At 42.0% G+C, this 20876-nt stretch carries 22 protein-coding genes and 1 pseudogene; 6 read left to right on the top strand and 17 right to left on the bottom strand.

The window, feature by feature from the left end; genetic code table 11:
- Nucleotides 1-54 precede the first annotated feature (54 nt).
- Entirely contained in the window at nucleotides 55-1545 is a 1491-nt protein-coding gene (locus NST65_RS14895; RefSeq protein WP_034282598.1) for a leucyl aminopeptidase, read from the bottom strand.
- Nucleotides 1546-1869: 324 nt separating this feature from the next.
- Between NST65_RS14895 and NST65_RS14900 the strand changes: the two genes are divergently transcribed.
- Nucleotides 1870-2346: a divergent PAP2 family protein gene (locus NST65_RS14900; RefSeq protein ID WP_024423347.1), complete on the top strand. Its 477-nt coding sequence runs from the start codon at nucleotides 1870-1872 to the stop codon at nucleotides 2344-2346.
- A 40-nt stretch (nucleotides 2347-2386) separates the two neighbouring features.
- Here NST65_RS14900 and NST65_RS14905 read toward each other — a convergent pair whose 3' ends face one another.
- The 4 genes from NST65_RS14905 to NST65_RS14920 form a co-directional block, all read right to left on the bottom strand.
- On the bottom strand, nucleotides 2387-3031 hold the full coding sequence (locus tag NST65_RS14905) for a 3D domain-containing protein (protein ID WP_034282599.1): 645 nt from the start codon (nucleotides 3029-3031) through the stop codon (nucleotides 2387-2389).
- Between the two features lie 99 nt (nucleotides 3032-3130).
- Nucleotides 3131-3451: a YuiB family protein gene (locus tag NST65_RS14910; RefSeq protein ID WP_024423349.1), complete on the bottom strand. Its 321-nt coding sequence runs from the start codon at nucleotides 3449-3451 to the stop codon at nucleotides 3131-3133.
- 81 nt (nucleotides 3452-3532) lie between these two features.
- Complete coding sequence (locus NST65_RS14915; protein ID WP_157840088.1) at nucleotides 3533-3658, bottom strand: YuiA family protein; 126 nt, start codon at nucleotides 3656-3658, stop codon at nucleotides 3533-3535.
- A gap of 135 nt (nucleotides 3659-3793) precedes the next feature.
- The gene (locus NST65_RS14920) at nucleotides 3794-5011 is read right to left on the bottom strand and encodes an NAD(P)/FAD-dependent oxidoreductase (protein WP_170825856.1); all 1218 of its coding nucleotides are present in this window, start codon (nucleotides 5009-5011) and stop codon (nucleotides 3794-3796) included.
- A gap of 391 nt (nucleotides 5012-5402) precedes the next feature.
- Here NST65_RS14920 and yumC point away from each other — a divergent pair, with 391 nt between their 5' ends.
- Nucleotides 5403-6401: a ferredoxin--NADP reductase 2 gene (yumC, locus tag NST65_RS14925; protein ID WP_034282604.1), complete on the top strand. Its 999-nt coding sequence runs from the start codon at nucleotides 5403-5405 to the stop codon at nucleotides 6399-6401.
- 46 nt (nucleotides 6402-6447) lie between these two features.
- Here the strand turns inward: yumC and NST65_RS14930 are convergent, their stop codons facing one another.
- Complete coding sequence (locus NST65_RS14930; RefSeq protein ID WP_024425965.1) at nucleotides 6448-6654, bottom strand: hypothetical protein; 207 nt, start codon at nucleotides 6652-6654, stop codon at nucleotides 6448-6450.
- Nucleotides 6655-6898: 244 nt separating this feature from the next.
- On the opposite strand from NST65_RS14930, the gene NST65_RS14935 reads away from it, so the two are divergent.
- On the top strand, nucleotides 6899-7666 hold the full coding sequence (locus tag NST65_RS14935) for a MerR family transcriptional regulator (RefSeq protein WP_181566855.1): 768 nt from the start codon (nucleotides 6899-6901) through the stop codon (nucleotides 7664-7666).
- Nucleotides 7650-8546 (top strand): DUF2268 domain-containing protein, encoded by an 897-nt coding sequence (locus NST65_RS14940; protein ID WP_034282608.1) that lies wholly within the window; start codon nucleotides 7650-7652, stop codon nucleotides 8544-8546. Before NST65_RS14935 ends, NST65_RS14940 begins: the two co-directional genes overlap by 17 nt.
- A 153-nt stretch (nucleotides 8547-8699) precedes the next feature.
- Here NST65_RS14940 and NST65_RS14945 read toward each other — a convergent pair whose 3' ends face one another.
- The 3 genes from NST65_RS14945 to NST65_RS14955 all read right to left on the bottom strand — a co-directional run bounded on the left by NST65_RS14945 (nucleotide 8700) and on the right by NST65_RS14955 (nucleotide 10497).
- The gene (locus NST65_RS14945; protein WP_024423354.1) at nucleotides 8700-9062 is read right to left on the bottom strand and encodes an iron-sulfur cluster assembly accessory protein; all 363 of its coding nucleotides are present in this window, start codon (nucleotides 9060-9062) and stop codon (nucleotides 8700-8702) included.
- 73 nt (nucleotides 9063-9135) lie between these two features.
- Nucleotides 9136-9990, bottom strand: coding sequence for a diaminopimelate epimerase (gene dapF, locus NST65_RS14950; protein ID WP_065215217.1), 855 nt, complete (start codon nucleotides 9988-9990; stop codon nucleotides 9136-9138).
- Between the two features lie 270 nt (nucleotides 9991-10260).
- Nucleotides 10261-10497 (bottom strand): YuzB family protein, encoded by a 237-nt coding sequence (locus NST65_RS14955; protein WP_008346813.1) that lies wholly within the window; start codon nucleotides 10495-10497, stop codon nucleotides 10261-10263.
- A gap of 255 nt (nucleotides 10498-10752) precedes the next feature.
- Between NST65_RS14955 and NST65_RS14960 the strand changes: the two genes are divergently transcribed.
- Nucleotides 10753-11820: an NAD(P)/FAD-dependent oxidoreductase gene (locus NST65_RS14960; protein WP_034282611.1), complete on the top strand. Its 1068-nt coding sequence runs from the start codon at nucleotides 10753-10755 to the stop codon at nucleotides 11818-11820.
- A 50-nt stretch (nucleotides 11821-11870) separates the two neighbouring features.
- On the opposite strand, the gene NST65_RS14965 is transcribed toward NST65_RS14960, so the two are convergent.
- Both NST65_RS14965 and NST65_RS14970 read right to left on the bottom strand, forming a co-directional pair.
- The gene (locus NST65_RS14965; protein WP_065215216.1) at nucleotides 11871-12101 is read right to left on the bottom strand and encodes a hypothetical protein; all 231 of its coding nucleotides are present in this window, start codon (nucleotides 12099-12101) and stop codon (nucleotides 11871-11873) included.
- A 101-nt stretch (nucleotides 12102-12202) separates the two neighbouring features.
- On the bottom strand, nucleotides 12203-12532 hold the full coding sequence (locus NST65_RS14970) for a YuzD family protein (protein WP_024423358.1): 330 nt from the start codon (nucleotides 12530-12532) through the stop codon (nucleotides 12203-12205).
- A gap of 121 nt (nucleotides 12533-12653) precedes the next feature.
- Here NST65_RS14970 and NST65_RS14975 point away from each other — a divergent pair.
- A pseudogene (locus NST65_RS14975) lies at nucleotides 12654-12953 on the top strand (NifU family protein).
- A gap of 216 nt (nucleotides 12954-13169) precedes the next feature.
- On the opposite strand, the gene NST65_RS14980 reads toward NST65_RS14975, so the two are convergent.
- The 6 genes from NST65_RS14980 to yutH all read right to left on the bottom strand — a co-directional run bounded on the left by NST65_RS14980 (nucleotide 13170) and on the right by yutH (nucleotide 20823).
- Complete coding sequence (locus tag NST65_RS14980) at nucleotides 13170-15140, bottom strand: S9 family peptidase (protein WP_065215215.1); 1971 nt, start codon at nucleotides 15138-15140, stop codon at nucleotides 13170-13172.
- Nucleotides 15141-15242: 102 nt separating this feature from the next.
- Nucleotides 15243-16175, bottom strand: a complete 933-nt coding sequence (gene thrB / locus NST65_RS14985) for a homoserine kinase (RefSeq protein ID WP_024423360.1) — start codon at nucleotides 16173-16175, stop codon at nucleotides 15243-15245.
- On the bottom strand, nucleotides 16172-17233 hold the full coding sequence (gene thrC / locus NST65_RS14990; protein WP_340890499.1) for a threonine synthase: 1062 nt from the start codon (nucleotides 17231-17233) through the stop codon (nucleotides 16172-16174). The genes thrB and thrC overlap by 4 nt, the downstream gene beginning before the upstream one ends.
- Nucleotides 17230-18534 carry a homoserine dehydrogenase gene (locus NST65_RS14995; protein WP_041115785.1) on the bottom strand — a complete coding sequence of 435 codons (1305 nt, stop codon included), beginning with the start codon at nucleotides 18532-18534 and terminating at the stop codon, nucleotides 17230-17232. Before NST65_RS14995 ends, thrC begins: the two co-directional genes overlap by 4 nt.
- Before the next feature lie 223 nt (nucleotides 18535-18757).
- The gene (locus NST65_RS15000; RefSeq protein ID WP_342489053.1) at nucleotides 18758-19726 is read right to left on the bottom strand and encodes a D-glycerate dehydrogenase; all 969 of its coding nucleotides are present in this window, start codon (nucleotides 19724-19726) and stop codon (nucleotides 18758-18760) included.
- Between the two features lie 74 nt (nucleotides 19727-19800).
- Nucleotides 19801-20823, bottom strand: coding sequence for a spore coat putative kinase YutH (gene yutH / locus NST65_RS15005; protein ID WP_342489054.1), 1023 nt, complete (start codon nucleotides 20821-20823; stop codon nucleotides 19801-19803).
- Nucleotides 20824-20876: the final 53 nt, after the last annotated feature.

The raw sequence follows: 20876 nt of genomic DNA on the forward strand, positions 1-20876 counted from the left end.
AAATGGCGTATGTCCTACATAAAAAAGCTCTGCCACTTGGCAGAGCCTTCTCCTTTATTTCTTTCCTTCAAATCGTTCCACAAATGTTGCGAGTGATCTTACCATTACACCTGTTGCCCCTGTTGGTCCAAAGCATGAAGGTTTTTCTGTTGTAGCTGTTCCTGCAATATCTAAGTGAACCCAAGGGGTATCCTCTGCGAATTCGCCAATGAAAGCACCTGCCATGATCGCATGACCATCACGGCCTGGCGAGTTATTGAGATCCGCCATTTTACTGTTTCGTACTCGTTTCTTATCTTTTTCCGTGATGGGCAGCTGCCAGATCATTTCACCGCATTCTTCTGATGCTTCTTTAAACTGAGCGTACAGCTCATCGTTATTGGTCATCGCGCCTGTTGTCTCATTTCCAAGCGCCACAATGACACCGCCTGTTAATGTGGCCACATCTACAAGGACAGAGGCACCGTGCTGCTTCGCATATGTCACCCCATCTGCTAAAACAAGACGGCCTTCTGCATCCGTATTGAGCACTTCGATTGTTTTACCGCTTAGTGACACAATCACGTCGTCCGGCTTCATAGCGTCTGCCGAGATCATATTATCGGTTGAGGCAATGACCGCAATGACATTTTGCTCTGGACGAAGTTCGCCGATGATTTCCATTGCACCTAAAACAGACGCTGAGCCGCCCATATCTGTTTTCATGCCAACCATACTCGCTCTTGGCTTTAAAGAATAGCCGCCGGTATCATACGTGATGCCTTTACCGACAAGGCCGATGACGTCTGTCCATTCTTCCTTGCCTTGATATTTCAATACGATGAGTTTTGGCGGTTCTGTTGAGCCTCTATTGACGGCTAAAATACCGCCCATTCCGAGCTCTTCCATTTGTTCTTTATCTAAAATTTCAATCTCAAATTCATATTTATATGCAAGCTCTGCCGCATACGAAGCCAGATCAGAGGATGTGAGCATGTTTGGCGGCATATTCACAAGGGTACGAGCTGAATTGACTGACTGTCCGTACACTTCGCCGACTTTCAAACTTGCCTGAATTTCAGCTTGATCATGCTCTGTCGTTGCATAAACAAACTCGATAAAACGATCCGGTTCATTTGTTTTATGTTTAAAATCCTGTAATTCATATGTAGCTAAAAGGCAGCTTTCAGAAAGGGCATGAGCTGCATCTTGAGCAGGCAGATCCTTTCCAATAAACGTATCCAGCAAGACAGAAACCGCTTGCTTTTTATCTTGATGAAGCTTTTTGAATAAATGGGCAAACACTTCTTTTGCCTCTTCAAACGTGTAATCTGATTCCTTCCCAAGCCCGACAAAATAAATGCGTTTGATGCCTGTTTCAGGGGATGGGAAAAACTTCGAAAGCTGATTTCGTTTGGATGAAATGTCGCCTTCTTTTAATAATTCAGTGATTCTTCCTTCAAGTAATTCATCCATTTCTTTTGCTTTTCCTGATAATTGGCTCTTTTGAAAAAGTCCGATCGCCAGTGTATCTTTATGCTGCAATTCATTTGTCGAGAAAAACATATTTATCACACGCTCCTTAATGAACTCCATTTTTCACATTGGAACTTCTATTATATCAAAATTTGCGTTCCTATACGATCATTGCCAGTCTGTCTTTACTTGATGAACATTTATATTTTCACACGCGGAAGGGCATCATGAAAAAGCGGCGAAAACCTGAGCAGCCTGTCCGTGTTCTCCTCGTTCCACATCTACTTTCTTTAATGTTATAATGAACATGGACTTGGCAGCTTTTTTTACTGCTATCATTTTTTCATCATACTAGGATTTTTAGTTCATCATTTCGCACGATATTTTTTCTTAAAGAGAGGATGTTTCTTGTTCATGAGCGTACTGACGAATTTTCCGCTGCTTGCCAGCCTAGCAGCCATCTTTTTTGCACAATTTGTAAAAGTACCGATTCAATTTATCATTTCTAGACGACTAGATTGGTCGCTCATTACAAGCACAGGCGGAATGCCAAGTTCACACTCCGCAGCAGTAACAGCACTCTCCACAGCAGTGGCTTTAGAGCACGGGCTAGATACATCTATCTTTGCCATTTCCGCCATCTTTGCCATTATTACCATGTTTGATGCGACAGGCGTTCGCAGACAGGCAGGAGAACAGGCGACTGTTCTCAACAAGCTCGTAACAGATTTTAACCGATTTGTTTCCGAAGCAAAGAATTTCCCAAATGCGGAAGAAAAAGAAAAGCAAAAGAAATTAAAAGAGCTTCTTGGTCATAAGCCGATTGAAGTCTTCTTCGGCGGCTTAACAGGGATCTTGCTGACACTCATCTTAGATTATTACTTCATGTAGAAGCGAAAAAGCTTTGGACCTTAAACGGCCCAAAGCTTTTTTATTCTTTATTGGCTTGAAACTGCTGACGGAATACTTGCATCGATTCTGCTTCATTGAGCTGATTTAAGTCTTTTTCCGTTAACGTCCCTTCACCCTTTTTGATGATATACACATCGAGCACTTTTTTACCCCATTCTCTATACACATCATCAACGGTTTCATAGTATAAATCAAGCTTATGACCTTTAATGGCTTTCCCGGTATCTGCAACCACACCATAGCCATAGTTCGGAATAAACAGCACCGTTCCAATCGGAAAAACAGATGGGTCGGCTGCCACTGTTGAATATAAATCACGTTTCACTTTAACGCCTGAATATGTAATGCCATATGCATGATGTTCCTTCGTTTTGCCTGTTGATTCCACACCTGCTGTATAGCCGGTTGCCACAACCTTCTGTTTCGGGTAATCGTTCCAATTAAACGCCTCTTCGAGAGAAACAGACCGCGCATCTTCACTTTTGAGTGCCATCGTTTCCCTTTTTGGCTGCTGAAAAAAAGAAGATACTTGCCTGCCCGCATCGGTCTCTTTCACCCACGCAGCTAAATCACTTGGTTCGACTCCAGATATGCCCGTAAAGCTTGTCAAAAGTGCAAGCATGAATAGGGCTGTCATGAACAATCGTTTCATCCATGTTTTCATCTCTATTTGTCACTCCTCTACCCATCTATTTGTTTCCAAACAAAATGGAAACTATGCAAAGGAGAAACAAAAAAACCCACTTGCGTGTCCACAAGTGAGTTAAAACATTTGATACCCTCTTTTTCGAAGTGCATTAATGACAAAACCTGATGTGATTGCACCGATCAGGCCGCTTAATAAGATGATGATATCTGCCGCAGCGAGTGAGACGATCCGGTCTCCTATTCCTGAAAAAGCGGTGCCAGGCTCTCTTACATAAGCGATCATCTTTTGATTGTTGATAATGAAAAGGCATACAATTGGATATAAAATAGCCATAATCCATGACATTCTCAGCAGCATATTGAGCAAAAAGCCAATGCCGAAGAATAACACGAAAAATAAAATAACTGAAATGATAACGACTGGTAAACTGATCACTTCATCTCCACCCCCAAATATCCCATCATTAGTTTAACTTGGAAATAGAGATGAAGTCAATCAATGGAAAAAGCAGATCGATTAACGCTTCTTTCCTGTCCCTTTACATTCCTCACACGTTTCAGATCCGCCGAGCAATAGCTGAAAGTACCCTTTTCCTGAACAATATTGACAGGTTGATGTTTTTTCCTTTGTTTGTGCATTCATATTGCTCACTCCTTAATCTAAATTTTCTGATAATTTATCATAACATATTTTGCTGCCGATGACCAAGTGAGAAAATATACCACAACTTATAAAAAAACGTGTATCACGAGGATACACGTTTTTGTCTATAATGGTTTAGAAGAACTTGAATTTTCCTTTTTTCAGAACAAGTCCTGGTCCGCCAACCATGAATAAAGAACGGTTGTCGATGATTTTCTTCATTGCAGAAGCTTTTGTTCCTTGAAGTTTTTTACCAAACGCAACACCTACAGCGTCGTGTTCACCAAGAGAAGCAACTGTTCCTTTGATGTCTGGCTTAAAGCTTTCAAGAGAACCGCCTTTTACTAGTGCTGCAAGGTTTTTCGCTACTGTTTCACCTTGCTGCATAGCGATTTGTGCAGTTGGTGGGTATGGACGGTTGATTTCTTCATTGATAATCAATGAACAGTCACCAATGATGAAGACATCATCATTTTCTGGTACACGAAGATCTGGAGACACTTTTACGCGGCCGCGCATGTTTTCAAAACCAGCTTCTTCAACGATTGGGTTACCGCGTACACCTGCAGCCCAAACAACAGTTGCAGCTTTGATTTCTTCTGTATCATCGTCTTTTCCAACAATGATCCCCTCAGGCGTACATTCTTTGATCGCTGTACCAATTTTGAACTCAACACCTTTACCTTGAAGGTAGTTCATCGCATAGTCGATCAATTCTGGATCGAATCCAGGAAGAGCTGTTGGCGCAGCTTCTACACAGATGATACGCACGTCTTTTTGATCAATGTCATACTCTTTGCAAAGCTCAGGCACACGGTTTCCAAGCTCACCAAGGAACTCAATACCTGTGAATCCTGCGCCGCCGACAACGATTGTCAAACGCTCTGGACGTTTTTCAGCATCCGTATTATACGTCGCAAATTGAAGCTCAATGTGCTCACGAAGCTGACGAGCAGAGTTGATGTTAGAGATTGAGAATGCGTATTCTTTCAGTCCTGCAATACCAAATGTTTCAGGAACAGCACCAAGTGCAACAACAAGGTAGTCATAAGAAAGTTCGCCCTCTGATGTCACAACTTTCTTCGCTTCCTTATCAATGCTTTCAACTGTTGCTTGTACAAAGTTGACACGGGAACTGTTAATCACATCTTTGATTTGATAACGACAGCGGTCATGATGAAGAGTACCTGCACTTGCTTCATGAAGCCATGTTGTTTCGTAATGATAATTATGCTTGTTCACAAGAGTAATGTCCGCATCATTTGTGCCAAGCTGTTTTGTTAATCTTGTTACAGTCATTAATCCGCCATAACCTGCACCTAATACAACGATTTTCGGTTTATTCACTGGAATCACATCCACCTTTTTTAAATTTGCTGTAAAACGGATAAAGAATTACATATCGTTATTCTCAACCGCTTTGCGGCATTTTATGAAATTTAAACAAAAAAATAAGTATGTGAAAATCTGAACTTTCACCTACATAAAACGAAAGCATTTGACCGTATCCGACAAAAATTCATAAAAAATTAATATTTAGTTCCCTTAACAATAATAGCGAGTTCTGCTCCAATTTTCAAGGCTTTAAACTGAAAATCCTTATGATAAACGGTCTTTCTCACTTTTTCCTCCTTTTCAAAGCTTCAGCATCAAAAAACGACAAGTTTTTCAAAACAAGTCAAACGACGATATGTGGTATGATATGATATAGTGATAACAATTTTCATTTGGGAGGATTAAAGGAATGCAAGAAGATTCTAAGGTATATGACATTACCGTTATCGGGGGCGGCCCAGTTGGATTGTTTACTGCGTTTTACGGAGGCATGAGACAGGCAAGTGTGAAAATCATTGAAAGCCTTCCTCAGCTCGGCGGTCAACTTTCCGCTCTTTACCCTGAAAAATATATTTATGATGTGGCTGGATTCCCAAAAATCCGCGCACAAGAATTAGTTGATAACTTAAAGGAACAAATGGATAAATTTGATCAAACCATTTGCTTAGAGCAGGCAGTTGAAACGGTTGAAAAACAGGCAGATGGAATCTTTAAACTTGTGACAAATCAAGAGATTCATTATTCTAAAACAATCATCATCACAGCTGGTAACGGTGCATTCCAACCGAGAAAGCTTGAACTAGATGCAGCAGAATCATTTGAAGGAAGCAACCTGCATTACTTCATTAATGACTTGAACCAATTTGCCGGCAGACGTGTTGCCGTTCTTGGCGGCGGAGACTCTGCGGTGGACTGGGCACTTATGCTTGAACCAATCGCAAAAGAAGTATCCATTATTCACCGCCGCGATAAATTCCGCGCGCATGAGCACAGTGTAGAAAACCTGCACAACTCGAAGGTCAATGTACTGACACCATTTGTACCAACTGAGCTCATTGGTGAAGACCGCATTGAACAGATCGTGCTCGAAGAAGTCAAAGGCGACAAAAAACAAGTGCTTGATGTGGACGACGTGATCGTCAACTTCGGTTTTGTTTCCTCCCTTGGACCAATCAAACAATGGGGCCTTGAAATCGAAAAGAACTCCATCGTGGTGAAATCTACAATGGAAACAAACATTGAAGGCTTCTATGCGGCAGGAGACATCTGTACGTATGAAGGAAAAGTCAAATTGATCGCAAGCGGATTTGGTGAAGCACCAACTGCTGTCAACAATGCGAAAGCTTACATGGACCCGAAAGCCCGTGTACAGCCTCTCCATTCCACAAGCTTATTTGAAAACAAATAAGAGCGGATCAAAAAAGGAGTTCCCACTCGCGGAACTCCTTTTTCGTTTATTTAAAAATCCCAATATAGGCATTTGCCATCCCAAGTACCATTGCAGCAAGCAGCACCACAACAATCCCTGCCACAACCAAAATCACCCGATCCTTCACACGTTCCTTTTTCGGAAGCGGCTTCTCAATCCCGCAAGACGGACACGTTTTGGACCGATACGGAATCAGTTCATGACAGTTCCTGCAATTGATTTGTTCACTCAAACCTCAGCAACCTCTTTTCTGACTACAGTTTATGTTTGGTTCTCATGATACTCTTTTCGAGTGGAAATAGCCAGTTGTTCGGGCAAGCTGTAACAAAATTGAGCGATTTGCGAGAAAAAAACATAGCTCCTTGAATCCGCTGCTTCAAACAAGATCAACAATCCATGATTTAAATTTTAAAAAAGATGATTGACCCTAACGCAACGTCATATTTTATAGTGGATATCAAGAGAGGTGAATTGAAATGAAAGTAAAAGAAGTAGCTGAATTATTTGGTATTAGCATTCGTACACTTCATCATTACGACAAGATTGGTTTATTGACCCCAAGTGAAGTCACAGATAATCGTTATCGACTCTATTCAGAAGAAAACCTTGAAACATTGCAGCAAATATTATTTTTCAGAGAACTTGGATTTCCATTGAAGGAAATCCAAAAGATGATGCACAATCCTTCATTTAATAAGAAAGAAGCATTTATGCTACAAAGAAAAATGTTAATAGAGAAACGAGATAATCTCGATAAAATGATCGGTAATATTGATAAGACGCTGCAGCATTTAACGGGAGTAACTCAATACACCTATAAAGAAAGGTTTGAGAATATGAATATGAATTTTAGCCAATATGAAGAAGAAGCTCGTCACCGTTGGGGAAATCAAGCTGTTGATGAAGTCAGCTCAAAACTAAGTCATTTGTCTAAAGATGAACAAATTGAATTATCTGATAGCTGGGATAGCATATTGAATAAACTAGCCTCTCTTCGCAGCCATTCCCCTAAATCCAAAGAGGTGCAAATCGTCATCAAACAATGGTACGACTTTTTAAACGAAAACTTTCGTTATTACTCTCTTGATGCTTTTTACGGTTTAGGCCAACTCTATATTCAAGATGAACGTTTCACAAAGAATATAGATCGTTATGGTGAGGGCTTGGCATCATTTATGAGCGAAGCGATGAAAGTCTTTACTACTCTTCATAAAAGAGGGAACAGCTATGAAAATTATGATTGAGAATACAATCGATCAATACGAAAAGTTATTCTCAACGAAACACAATAAAGAAAATTTTTTCCGACACACCATGATGAAACCTTTTGAAAAGATGTGGAATATGATAAACGTTCCGCTAAAAGCTAAACAGCAAAATGGCTATGATGTAATAATGGCAACCAAGATGCTTGGCTATCTTGATGTAACAGATACACAAACTGGACAACAAGCATTAAAAAGACTACAAGAAATTCAGGCTCTTCAAACAGCAGATATCACCTTAAACCATTGTATGGATTTCATAAAAAAGCATAACCTTCAAATAAATGCTGATGAGTTGAGATTTGGTCTGTATATAGCTGATCCGAAAAAGCTTGAACTGCAAAAAGGATATTGTGGCTTTGGAGGAATTCCTGGATTTATTCAAGTATCACTATATCCAAATTCATATAATATCCCAAGAATTCCTGCTCTCATTGCACATGAATTCCACCATAATATCCGTTTTTCACATTTTGAATGGGATTACGGAAACGTCACAGTTGGAGATTATTTAATTATAGAGGGTTTAGCTGAATCATTTGCAAAAGAGCTTTATGGTGAACATGTTTTAGGACCTTGGGTCACTTTTTTTGATAAAGAGGAATTTGACTATTCAAAAGAAGTGATAAAAGAGGCTATCCATACAAAAGGGTTTGCTGAGGTCAGTAGTTATATGTTTGGTGATACCATTGCCAAAGAACAAGGCTTTCAACCTGTAGGATTATCACCCTTTGCCGGTTATGCAGTAGGTTATCAAGCTGTACAATCTTTCATGAGAATTAATGATATAGGTATTGAAGAAGCGACCTTACTGGGTACAGAGGAAATACTAAGAAACTGCGAACTTTTTTCTACTTAAATACCTTTATAAAGAAGGACGTGCTGTGTGATTTAAGTCATGTCCTTTTTTCGCATCTTTAAAAACAACACAAAAAAACCTCCTCAAAAAAATAATCAATTTGAGGAGGTCTTAATTATACAAATAGATTTACAGAATGAATCGTTTTACCCCTTAACACTCTTCCGGCGTACCGGTATTCGTCGCTGTTCTGAAAGAAGAACCGCATCCGCATGACGCGATGGCATTCGGATTGTCGATGGTGAAACCGCCGCCCATTAATGATTGTTTGAAATCAATGATGGTTCCGTTCATGATATCAAGGCTTTCGGAATCGACAAGGACATTGATGCCGTGCTGTTCGAACTGCGTGTCTTTCTCTGAGACTTCATGGTCAAAGCCCATGCCGTATGAGAGACCGCTGCAGCCGCCGCCTTTTACGCCCACTCGAAGGAACGCATTTTCTTCTTCATGTTCTTTCATCATATCTTTAATCTGCAGTGCAGCAGCTTCTGTAATGGTTACTGGTGTACTCATGATCATCCCTCCTTTTGACTGGATGTTTCTTTTCAATTATAAACGTGATGATGCCTTTTCTCAAATAAATGGTTTAGAGATAAAATGTGCCGTCACAAATCGTTTCAGCAGGTCCTGTCATGAGCACGTGGTCATTGTCTTTCCAGCGAATGATGAGGTCTCCGCCTGCTAAATGAACGGTCATGTCTGTTTCTTTTTTCGCCTGACCATTCACAATTGTGGATACAGCCGCAGCACAGGCCCCTGTTCCGCAGGCCTGTGTAATCCCTGAACCTCTTTCCCACACACGAAAATGCAGTTCTGTTTCACTGACAACTTCAACAAATTCTACATTGACGCCTTCTGGGAACATGTCGTGTTTTTCGATGATTGGTCCAAGTGTATGAAGCGGTGCTTTTTCAATGTCCTCTAAATAAAAAACGATGTGCGGGTTTCCCATTGAAACGGCCGTTCCATTTAAAACTGCCTTGCCAAAATCAAGTGCCTCATTAATCGTTGTGCTGGCCGGTTCACCAAGCATTGGCATCGCTTCTTTTTCAAAACGTGGTTTTCCCATATCTACTGTGACTAGCTGAACGTAACCATCCTGAGCGTGAACGGTCGCTTCAACGAGTCCTGACAATGTCTCAATCTGGAACGTTGTGTCCGTCACAATTTGATGCTCATACACATACTTTGCAACGCAGCGCAGCCCGTTACCGCAGTTTTTGCCCTCTGATCCATCATTGTTGAAAATACGCATCTTCACAGGTGCAACATCTGATGGACAAATAAGGATCATCCCGTCAGAACCGATTCCTGTATAAACAGAAGAAACGCGGATCGCTATCTCTGATAGCTGCTCTTCTGGAAGCTGTTCCTTCATCTGATTGACGTAAATATAATTATTTCCTAATCCGTGCATTTTCGTGAATTGAAATGATGTCATGAGCTTCCTCCAAAAATGTTGTTTCTTTATAGTATAAAAGGAGTCGATTCAGGAGACAATCTTATCATCCCCCGTTTTTCATACATAGAAGCTCTTTGCTGCCATGGCAAAGAGCTTTTATTATGCATATGCCTCTTTTTCTCTCGTGTGATGCTTCATATTGATGATATTTTATTAGCATAACATATTGGATGCGCTTTCTATTAATTCTCCTTAAAAATGGAAGATGAAAATGTGAAAAAAATGCACCTCATGACCCATGTGGTGCATTTAAAACATGTCGTTTTCCTCTATAAAAGCATAAATACGCTCGACTAGCTGCTCTGCATTTTCTCCTGAAACAAATTCTCCATTCACAAGTGCAAATGGGGAGTCCATACATTTGCCGCAATAGCTTAAACAGCCGTATTCCATTACGTCTAGGTTTGGGTCTTTTTCAAGCTTCTCTTTTGCTTCTTGAGACCCTTGTGCAAGATTACTTACACAAAATTCGATCAGTGGAAACACTGTGCTTCACCTCACATTGCCTTACCATCCTACCGAAATTCCTTGTATTAGTCAAAATATGAGCTTCATCTGTATCGTTACGCCTATTCCTCGTAAAATGTTTTACTATTTAGGACTAACTGATGAATATGTAGGTTATTTTGAAACAATTATTGTGGTTTCACAGTAAATTCGATATAATTTTATTTGGTATTTTAACTTAAAGTTTTTTAGTATAAGTGTTTTTCAATGTCTACGGGGAAAAGGAGAATCGTCATGAAAAATTTAGTCTTGATCGGCGGAGGTTACGGGAATATGCGGGTTCTCCACCGCTTATTGCCAAATCAATTACCTGATGATGTCACTATCACATTAATTGATCGAAATCCTTACCACTGTTTAAAAACAGAATATTATGCACTTGCTGCTGGAACGATCTCTGATCATCACATTCGAGTATCTTTTCCAGAGCATCCGAAGCTGGATATTCAATACGGGGAAGTAGAAAAAATTGATATTGAAAACAAACAGATTTTATTCAGCGACCGTGAACCGATTCCGTATGATGACACGGTGATTGGACTCGGCTGTGAGGACAAGTATCATAATGTCCCTGGTGCGAAAGAACATACATACAGCATTCAAACCATTGATCAGTCAAGACATGCGTATAACAAATTAAACAATTTGAGCGCAGGTGCAACGGTTGGCATCGTCGGTGCTGGACTTAGCGGGGTAGAGCTGGCCAGTGAACTAAGAGAAAGCCGTGCTGATTTAAACATTATTCTTTTCGACCGCGGAGAGCTGATTCTATCGAGCTTTCCAAAAAGATTAAGTTTGTATGTGCAAAAGTGGTTTGAAGAAAATGACGTAAAGATCATTAACTGTGCCAATATTACAAAGGTTGAAGAAGGTGTCGTTTACAACCATGATGACGCGATTGAAGCAGATGTCATCGTGTGGACAGCAGGAATACAGCCAAGCAAAGTGGTACGTGAGATGGATGTTGAAAAAGACGCACAAGGCCGCGTCGTATTAACTCCTCATCACAACCTCCCAGGGGATGAGCATGTATATGTTGTAGGTGACTGCGCAAGTCTGCCGCATGCCCCAAGTGCACAGCTTGCTGAGGCGCAGGCAGAACAAATTGTCCAATCGCTGCAAAAACGCTGGAAAAATGAGCCGCTTCCTGAGGCTTATCCACAGTTTAAGCTAAAAGGTGTTTTAGGTTCTTTAGGGAAAAAAGCCGGCTTTGGCTTAGTGGCTGATCGTCCGCTTGTTGGGCGGGTGCCAAGACTTCTGAAATCTGGACTCCTTTGGATGTACAAACATCACAACGGCTAAAATTATGTGAATTTTTTCTCAAAGCTCCTTCGTGACGAGGGAGCTTTTTTCTATGAAACGGCATGTGCCGATGAGTTGGTCCATTTGATCGGAGCAAGGGCAAGAATGCAGTCTTTACGAAAGGTTCTCATCGTTTTCTTCGATAAACAATATGCTTGGATGAGCTGATCCGTTTGACGGTGGACAATGATTTTTCTCTTTGTGCACTCTCCATTTTTCTTCATATAAATCATCTCAATCGGTATTTGCTGATGAAGAGATTGTTTCAGTAAATAATTCATGATGCTCACGCTCCTTTCATTTCATTATAAACGAACAAACGTTCTTTTTCAACCTAAAAAAGGAACGCTTGTTCGTTTATATTTCTCAAAAAAAGAACAGCTTATTCACTGCTCTCCCTGTACCCGTATTTCTCCATTTCTTGATAAATGTCTTTTAATTTTGGATTGCCCTCTCCAACGATTTGATCCTCTACTAAGACAAGCGGATAAAAGAATTCATCATCAAGAATTCGTTCAGACAATTCCTTTTGTTGTTCATTTTCTGGCGGGTGCTCAATATCAATATATGTGATGCGAAATGGCTGATTCGGATATTTTCGTTTTAATGCTGCATCTAACCATTCAAACGTATCTTTTGAAGAAGGCAGATTCACGCAGCTGGCGCACAGTACATCTCTTCCATATACATAAAGATCGACGGTTTTGTTCATTTGACAAGCCCCCTATTCTTACTTCATTTTAGCTGAATTTTCTGGATGAAAAAAGCAAAAATCACTTTTTGTTTCAAGATAAGATTGTGCTATAATGAAAAGGAAACTTTGAAACCAATCAATAGATTTTTATCGTCCAGATGAATATAATGGTGATATGTTGTGAAAGGAGCGATTATATCTAATGACTGAAGTCGAAATGAAAGACCAAGTACAGGAAGTACTGGACAAACTTCGTCCATTTCTATTACGTGATGGTGGAGACTGTGAGCTTGTAGACATTGAAGATGGCATTGTGAAATTACGTCTTCTTGGTGCATGCGGCAGCTGCCCAAGTTCAACCATTACATTGAAAGCCGGTATTGAGCGCGCATTATTAGAAGAAGTGCCTGGCGTTGTAGAAGTTGAACAGGTTTTCTAATTCATATATGACATGAAAACGACCCGATTTGGGTCGTTTTTTTCATGATTGACAAAGGCTTTAGCCCTTTGTCTTCTTTTCAGCGTGATATGAAAACCCTTGAAGTCTAGGAAAGACGAGTACTGGCGCGGAGCGAATTTTCTATTCGTGAGCACCAGCACGCAGGACTGACACCGAATGCGAGGGTTTGTCAGCACGCTGAAGGGTCGTTTTTTATTAGGCTAGCTTTTCTCTAAACCATTCCTTTATAAAAGTCAGTCTTTGAATACGCTGTCCCGGATGGCCGCTTCTGGATAAATCATGAGATGCCTTCGGGAATTTGACCAATCTTGTGTCTTTCCCAAGCTCCTTCAATGCCACAAAAAGCTGCTCTGCTTGATCAACTGGACAGCGATAATCTTCATCACTGTGCAGGATGAGCAGCGGCGTGTTCACCTGCTTCACATATTTTAGCGGCGAACGATCCCATAGCTTATCGACAGAATCATAAATATCCCCATCAATCTGCCACCTTGTAAAGAAATACCCGATATCACTGATGCCATAAAAGCTAATCCAGTTTGAAATGGAACGCTGTGTGACAGCTGCCCGGAAGCGGTCAGTTTGACCAACAATCCAGTTGGTCATAAAACCGCCATAGCTGCCGCCTGTCACGCCAAGCCTTGTTTCATCAAGGAAATCATAGGCTTTGAGCACATGATCAACAGCCTGCATGACATCGTCATAATCAACGTCACCATAGTTTCCTCTCACACGGTCAGTAAACATCTGTCCATACCCATGACTGCCATGCGGGTTGATATACACGATGGCGTAGCCTTCAGAAGCGAGCATTTGAAATTCATGAAAATACGTATAACCATACATGGCATGCGGTCCGCCATGAACCTCTAGAATGAGCGGATATTTCTTTCCCTCTTCCATCTTGGAAGGCTTCATAAACCAGCCATGCACCTCGTCTCCATCTTTTGAATGAAAAGAAAATGGTTCAGGTTCCGATACGATATGCTCCTTTAGAAAATCATGATGCTCGAATGTGATTTGCTTTAGTTCTGTCTCCCCTAATGTCATCTCATACAGCTCACTTGGTGAGACAGGTGAAAGCCGGCTGAGCAGCAATTTGGATTCATTTGGATGAAGGCTGAAATTGGTGATATGTTCCGCCTCTAGTCGAACAGGATAGGCTAAACCTTCAATAGAGAAATAATAAATTCCTGTACTGCCTTGATCAGAAACAAGCGCATAAAACCCTTGGCTGTCCTTTGTCCACTGCGGAAGCTGATAGACCTCTCCCATCACGCTATCTCCTGCCATACAGTTCCCAACATACATATCCAGCATTTCTGACAGTTGAACCGTCTTTTCTTCCTTCAGATCATACAGCCATAGTGATGGGAAGGTGGCATTTTGAAATTCGCGCTCATGTCCAATATACAAAAGACTCTCTCCATTTGGAGAAAAAGATACGGTGGAATAAGCGCCGTTTGCTTGTGTGATCTTTTTTGTTTGACCATCTTCTAATGACAGAAGACACACGTCACTTATGTAAGGTATCTGTGGATTTAATTGAATAAAGGCAAGCCATTTGCCGCAAGGAGAAATCGTATGATTCATATGATGAACCTGCTCGCTCGTGACAGGCTCTATCTCTCCTGAATCGATATCTACCTTCACGATCTGCGTGACACGCCCATCTAAAAAGCCTCTTCCATCTGCTTTATAGGTCAAATCATCATATACCGCTGGAGCAAAGTCATCTTGCTCTTCCTTTTTTTCATCATGAACAGATTCTGATTGTTTCAATGACACAGCCGCATAAAGAAAAGCACCATCTGGAGAAAAGACAGGATGAGATACTCCGTAAGGAATCGTCGTTAAGGTTCGCACGCCGCCTCCTTCGCTCTTCATGAGCGCCAGCTGAGGGACTTCCTTTGGCTTTTGTAAAATAAAAGCAAGCTGCCTGCCGTCTTTTGACCAAACTGGCTGATGATGCTTTCCATCCTCAAATGTCCATTGTGCCAGCTCCTCTGTCTCTTCATCTCGAACCCATAAATGGATGTTGTAATCGTCTTTTTTCTCATTCACAGTGACTTTTGTAAAGACTGCCTTTTTTCCATCTGGTGAATAAACCGGATGGGAAAGAGAAACAATCTTCGTTAAATCTTCTGCCGTCATCAATTTCTTCATGAACGTATCTCCCCCTTTTATGCTCAAAAAATAGTTCGATCCTCTAAATAATAATCCCTGCTTCTTCCCATAAAAACAAGCATAAAAAAAGAACGTGCAGATTCACAGCACGTTCTTTACTTGATTAACAGGATGATGCTGCACGACAACACCTTCTACTGGCACCGTCAGCAAATCAACTTCGCAATGCGGGAAATTTTGGGCTAGCTGCTCTTTCAGCGCTTCTCCCTTCCCTTTTTCCACTAAGGTGAGGATCGTCGGTCCAGCACCGCTCAAAGCCGTTCCATACGCTCCTTTTAGAGAAGCGACATGCTCTACCTTCGACAGCTCTGGCACGAGCATTGTGCGGTAAGGCTGATGAAATAAATCCTTATTCATCATTTCTCCAACAAGCGGCCAGTTTTGCGTCATTAAGGCGGCTACAAGGACGTTGCTCACAGCACTCGCACTGACAGCATGTTTATAGGAAAAATCCTCTGGCAGGACATCACGGGCATCCTTTGTGAGCACTTCATAAAAAGGAATCACCACGACGACATCTACATCCACATGCTGCACTTTAACGGCATGTGTTTTGTCTTCTTCGTGGAGACCAATCAGTAAACCACCAAATAAAGAGGCACCCGCATTATCTGGATGACCTTCTACCTCACTTGCATAAAAGAGCTTCTGATCATCTGTCATGTTTAATTCAAGAAGCTGATTGGCGAGTTCAATGGCGGCCACGATGGCAGCAGCACTGCTGCCAAGCCCCCGTGCCAATGGAATATCACTCCACACTTTGACATGAACAGGCGGGAGTGTTTTTCCAAAGTCATCTGCGACCTTTTTGGCTGTTTGATAAATCAGATTGTCGGTGCCTGATGGAATCCCAGACACGACATCTGTTTCTGCTTCAAACAGCCAGCTATCATGGTCATAGACCGATAGCTTTAAATAGCGGCTGAGCGCCATTCCAACTGAATCAAAGCCTGGTCCTAAATTGGCAGTGCTTCCCGGTACTGTGATTGAAAAAAGCATGGAGGCTTCACTCATACGCGTGCGGCCTTTTCTAAGTGTTCAAGAATTTGATCTTCATCTGCATCGAGTGTGACCGGCTTGATTTGTGAAATATCGATAGCCGTATTTGGATCTTTCAGTCCGTTGCCTGTTAGTACCGCAACAACTTTACTGCCTGGCTTGATTTCTCCAGATTTCACCTGCTTTAACACGCCCGCAATCGACGCACAAGAACCCGGCTCTGCAAACACGCCTTCTTCACGTGCAATCAATTGATACGCATGAAGAATTTCCTCATCTGTTACTTCATCAATCTTTCCATTTGATTCATCTGCGGCTGCCACAGCTTGTTTCCAGCTCGCTGGATTTCCGATACGGATAGCCGTTGCCACTGTTTCTGGCTGCTCAATCACTTCATTTCGAACGATTGCCGCTGCACCTTCTGCTTCAAAACCACGCATGACAGGCAGTCCAGTTCCTTTTTTCTCGTGATAGTCCTTGAAGCCTTTCCAGTAGGCCGTGATGTTCCCGGCATTACCAACAGGAATCGCCAGTACGTCCGGGGCAGAGCCTAGCTGCTCACAGATTTCAAATGCTGCTGTCTTTTGTCCTTCAATTCGATAAGGATTGACCGAGTTAACAAGGGCAATCGGTGCTTTTTCACAGATGCTGCGGACGATTTTCAGTGCATCATCAAAGTTGCCATCAATGGCAATGATCTCTGCTCCGTACATGACGGCCTGTGCAAGCTTACCGAAGGCAATTTTCCCGTCTGGAATGATGACAATACATTTCATATCCGCACGGGCTGCATAAGCCGCTGCTGCTGCAGAGGTATTCCCAGTTGAGGCGCACATGATTGTATCGTTGCCTTCTTCTTTAGCCTTTGCAACAGCCATGACCATTCCTCGATCCTTGAAAGAACCTGTTGGATTAACGCCTTCTGTTTTCACATGAAGCTCAATCCCCAGCTTTTCTGAAAGCTTGGCGAGGTGGACCAGCGGTGTATTCCCTTCATTTAATGTTAGTTTAGGTGTAGATTCGTTTACTGGTAAGAATTCTTGAAATTCTTCAATGAGTCCATTCCATTTCATCGGCTTAAACCGTTCCCTTCTACTCGGTACGTGCTCTTCACTTGAACCACCACGTCGAGGTCGTTTAATTTTTGCAGGATATTTGAGAAATCTTCTTCTGAGGTCTGATGTGTAATAATCACAATTTCAGCCAGCTCATCATGTCCTTTCACAGGAAGCTGAAGGATCTTTTCAAAGCTGATCCCTCTTTCAGAAAAAATAGATGTAATGCGGGAGAATGCCCCGACTTGATCTCTAACATGAATTCTTAAAAATTGCTGAGCAAATATTTCTGATGACGATTTGATCTTCTTCTCAAACTGCGGTGCGATAAATCCGCTTCCGTTCACGCCAAGGCGCATGTTTTTCATTACTGCGACTAAGTCTGATACAACAGCTGTTGCTGTCGGCAGACTTCCTGCTCCAGGTCCGTAAAACATCGTTTCTCCTACAGCACTTCCGTAGACATACACCGCATTGAATTCATTGTTGACAGATGATAATGGATGATGATCAGGAAGTAAGGTTGGCTGAACGCTGACCTCTACTTTCTCTCCATCCCGCTGAGCAATTCCGATCAGCTTCATTGTATAGCCAAACCGCTTACTGAAATTAATATCCTCATCAGAGATATCAGAAATACCTTTCACCTTTACATCCTCTAAATCTACATTCATGGAAAAGCCGAGCCTTGCAAGAATCGCCATTTTCCTTGCTGCATCCAGTCCTTCTACATCAGCTGTCGGATCTGCTTCTGCAAAGCCTAGATCCTGTGCTTCTTTTAAGACGTCCTCATATGCGCTTTTATCGACATTCATTTTCGTTAAAATAAAATTCGTTGTACCGTTCACAATCCCCATCATCTTCGTGATTCGGTCAGAGGCCAGCCCTTCCTCCAGCGTACGCAGAATCGGAATTCCTCCGGCGACACTTGCTTCATAATAAAGATCACAGCCATTTTCTTTCGCTACATGTAAAAGCTCCGTACCGTAAAGCGCCATTAAATCTTTATTGGCTGTAATGACATGCTTCTTCTCATTCAACGCATCTATTAAATATTGTTTTGTCTCTTCAATGCCGCCCATCACTTCAATGATGACGTCGACCTCTGGATCTCTAATCACATCGTATACTTCAGTTGTGAAGACCTCTCTTGCGACATCCACATCTCTTTTTTTATCGGGATTGCTCACAAGCACTTTTTGTATTAATACCGGACAGCCGATTTGGTGCATTAATTTATCCTGATGGTCTTGGATAATTTTTACGACACCGCTTCCCACTGTTCCTAATCCTAATAGCCCAACTCGAATTGCCTTCACCTGAAATTCCACCTTTCTACGTAAATGTCCTCTCTAAAAAGACATTTGTTAACCTTACACAGACATTCAATGTACACACATTATAAAGGGGTATCCTCATTTTGACAAGGTAATAAAATACGAGATTGTCATAATGAAACCGCTTAACAGCTATTTATATCAAGATTCTATATTTTCAAAATATTTTTGTCAGAAAAGCTCCCGAACACCGGGAAGCCTTCTATTATGAACGAACCGGCGTTTTGGCTGGCTCGTCTTGTAAGACAAGCGCAATATTTTCAGCACATAAACGCATCATCGTTTTTCTCGTTTCGACACTAGCACTTCCAATATGAGGGAGGACTGTGACGTTACGTAATGTCGTTAACGGATGAGACGGACTGACAGGTTCCTGTCTAAATACATCCAGACCAGCGCCGGCAATTTTTCCTTTCGTGACAGCCTCGTATAAAGCATCCTCATCCACAGTCTGTCCTCTTGATACGTTAATGAAATAAGCAGAGTTCTTCATCAGATCAAATGCTTTTTCATTAAACATGTCTTTCGTTTCCGGGGTTAACGGCGTCAGACAGACGATGAAATCAGACTGCTTGAGAAGTTCCTCAAAAGCCGCATAGGTCACGCCAAGCTGCGCTTCTGCTTCGGGTTTTCTTGAACGATTATGATAAAGGACATTCATATTAAAGCCTTTGGCCCGCTTGGCAAGTGCTGTTCCAATGCTGCCCATTCCGACAATCCCGAGCGTTTTGTGATGAACATCAGCACCGGCAAGAAGAAGCGGCCCCCAGCCTGTCCAGTTTCCATTCTTAATCCAATCACTCGCCTCGACAATGCGTCTAGCTGACGCCATCAGAAGAGCAAAGGCTAAATCCGCCGTCGATTCTGTTAAGACGTCTGGTGTATGACATACGGTGATTCCGTGCTTTTTGGCTGCTTCAAGATCAATATTGTCATAGCCAACAGCAAGGTTTGCAACCACCTTGATATTCGGAGCCTTTGATAAAAGCGGCTCATCTATTTGATCTGACAGCATGGTGAGAAGCGCATCCGCTTTAGCAGCTTGTGTTTCTAACTCTTCTCTTGGACACGGCTCATCCTCGCTTGGCCACATCTCAACATGAGCGACTTCTTTTAATGGTGTAAGTGATGCTTCATCCAGCTTTCTTGTGATATAGACATAAGGTTTTGGCAAGAAGAACACTCCTTTAATTGATTTCTTTAAGCATAACGAAAAACGCCTCAAGAGAAAAGAGACGTTTCGTCTGTTCACTGAAACTTCAAATCAGCTGCAGGCTGAATCCAGCCAACAGCCGGAATGGGGCTCCCGCCGCTTCGCATGGCACTCATTTCTTGAAAGACCTTTAGAAAGTATTCATAGCGATTGGCATCATTTAAGACGTAATCTAACCGCTCTTCATAGTATGACTTTTCATTTTCTCCTGACATATAGTAGCCTTCCACAATTTCAAAGTAATGAAGCGGAAACAGCAGGCGGCTGTATAACAAACGCTTTGAAAAGGAGGAAAGAGGTGTCACCTCCTCATATTGCTGAAGAAAGGAAAAGCCTTCTTCAATTAAATCCTCCTTATGCTGTACAAAGGTCTCTCTTAAGTATTCGGCAATATCACGGGTTGGATGATCAAAGACCCAATCCACAGGTAAACGCAGCGGCTGCTCATGCGGCCATGTCATACGTGAAAAGCGCTGATGACAGACAGTGCCTGAGTCACCTTCTTTCGGTTCATCATCAAGCTCAGTATCGACTAAATATTGAATGGCATTCTCCGTTAATCCAAGATAATACGGAAACGATTCAATGAATTTTTGTTCAAACCGTTCCAGCGGTTTTTGATGCATTTGCTGCATCCAAAAGCCTTCGAGCTGATCTAATCGTTTTGCCCATAATTCCTTCCAGGCACCGACACGTTTTGTTTCGGATACTTCATATGGAAAGCCTCTTCCCCTGACATGAAAGGCTGCCAGCTCTGACGCTTGCTGAAACGAGCGGCTTGAGAGCGGAGGCGCTGCTTTTAATAAAGCATACTGCTCCTTCCCATGAGTAAAGGTGGGTTTCTCTTCATTTGTTAATTCAAACACAGCGACGTATGGGTCTCCAGCATTCAGTAAATACTGACTGATATGATACAACTCCGAGAGTTCTTCTTCTCGCAAATGAGACACAGGAACAATGAGGAAGAGAGCCTCCGCCGTTTGAAAGCTCTGATAACTGCCATATGGCGTAAATTGACGAACATCATTACCAAATGTGTGATAAATGGTTTCTTTCATGTTTTCACCTGCGTTCCTATGATCAATCTCTTATCATATCGTAGTCGCAGGTT

It is taken from the genome of Bacillus sp. FSL P4-0248 (genome assembly GCF_038593305.1).
Lineage (GTDB): Bacteria > Bacillota > Bacilli > Bacillales > Bacillaceae > Bacillus > Bacillus safensis.

Bases quoted from the DNA above. Each gene is read 5' to 3' on its own strand.
- thrB (WP_024423360.1), bottom strand. From the start codon at position 16,175: ATGAGTGAAGCCTCCATGCTTTTTTCAATCACAGTACCGGGAAGCACT.
- NST65_RS14940 (WP_034282608.1), top strand. From the start codon at position 7,650: ATGAAAATTATGATTGAGAATACAATCGATCAATACGAAAAGTTATTC.
- thrC (WP_340890499.1), bottom strand. From the start codon at position 17,233: ATGAAATGGAATGGACTCATTGAAGAATTTCAAGAATTCTTACCAGTA.
- NST65_RS14895 (WP_034282598.1), bottom strand. From the start codon at position 1,545: ATGTTTTTCTCGACAAATGAATTGCAGCATAAAGATACACTGGCGATC.
- NST65_RS14905 (WP_034282599.1), bottom strand. From the start codon at position 3,031: ATGAAAACATGGATGAAACGATTGTTCATGACAGCCCTATTCATGCTT.
- NST65_RS14935 (WP_181566855.1), top strand. From the start codon at position 6,899: ATGAAAGTAAAAGAAGTAGCTGAATTATTTGGTATTAGCATTCGTACA.
- NST65_RS14980 (WP_065215215.1), bottom strand. From the start codon at position 15,140: ATGAAGAAATTGATGACGGCAGAAGATTTAACGAAGATTGTTTCTCTT.
- NST65_RS14915 (WP_157840088.1), bottom strand. From the start codon at position 3,658: ATGAATGCACAAACAAAGGAAAAAACATCAACCTGTCAATATTGTTCA.
- NST65_RS14945 (WP_024423354.1), bottom strand. From the start codon at position 9,062: ATGAGTACACCAGTAACCATTACAGAAGCTGCTGCACTGCAGATTAAA.
- NST65_RS14965 (WP_065215216.1), bottom strand. From the start codon at position 12,101: ATGAATTATTTACTGAAACAATCTCTTCATCAGCAAATACCGATTGAG.
- yumC (WP_034282604.1), top strand. From the start codon at position 5,403: ATGCAAGAAGATTCTAAGGTATATGACATTACCGTTATCGGGGGCGGC.
- yutH (WP_342489054.1), bottom strand. From the start codon at position 20,823: ATGAAAGAAACCATTTATCACACATTTGGTAATGATGTTCGTCAATTT.
- dapF (WP_065215217.1), bottom strand. From the start codon at position 9,990: ATGACATCATTTCAATTCACGAAAATGCACGGATTAGGAAATAATTAT.
- NST65_RS14970 (WP_024423358.1), bottom strand. From the start codon at position 12,532: ATGAACAAAACCGTCGATCTTTATGTATATGGAAGAGATGTACTGTGC.
- NST65_RS14960 (WP_034282611.1), top strand. From the start codon at position 10,753: ATGAAAAATTTAGTCTTGATCGGCGGAGGTTACGGGAATATGCGGGTT.
- NST65_RS14900 (WP_024423347.1), top strand. From the start codon at position 1,870: ATGAGCGTACTGACGAATTTTCCGCTGCTTGCCAGCCTAGCAGCCATC.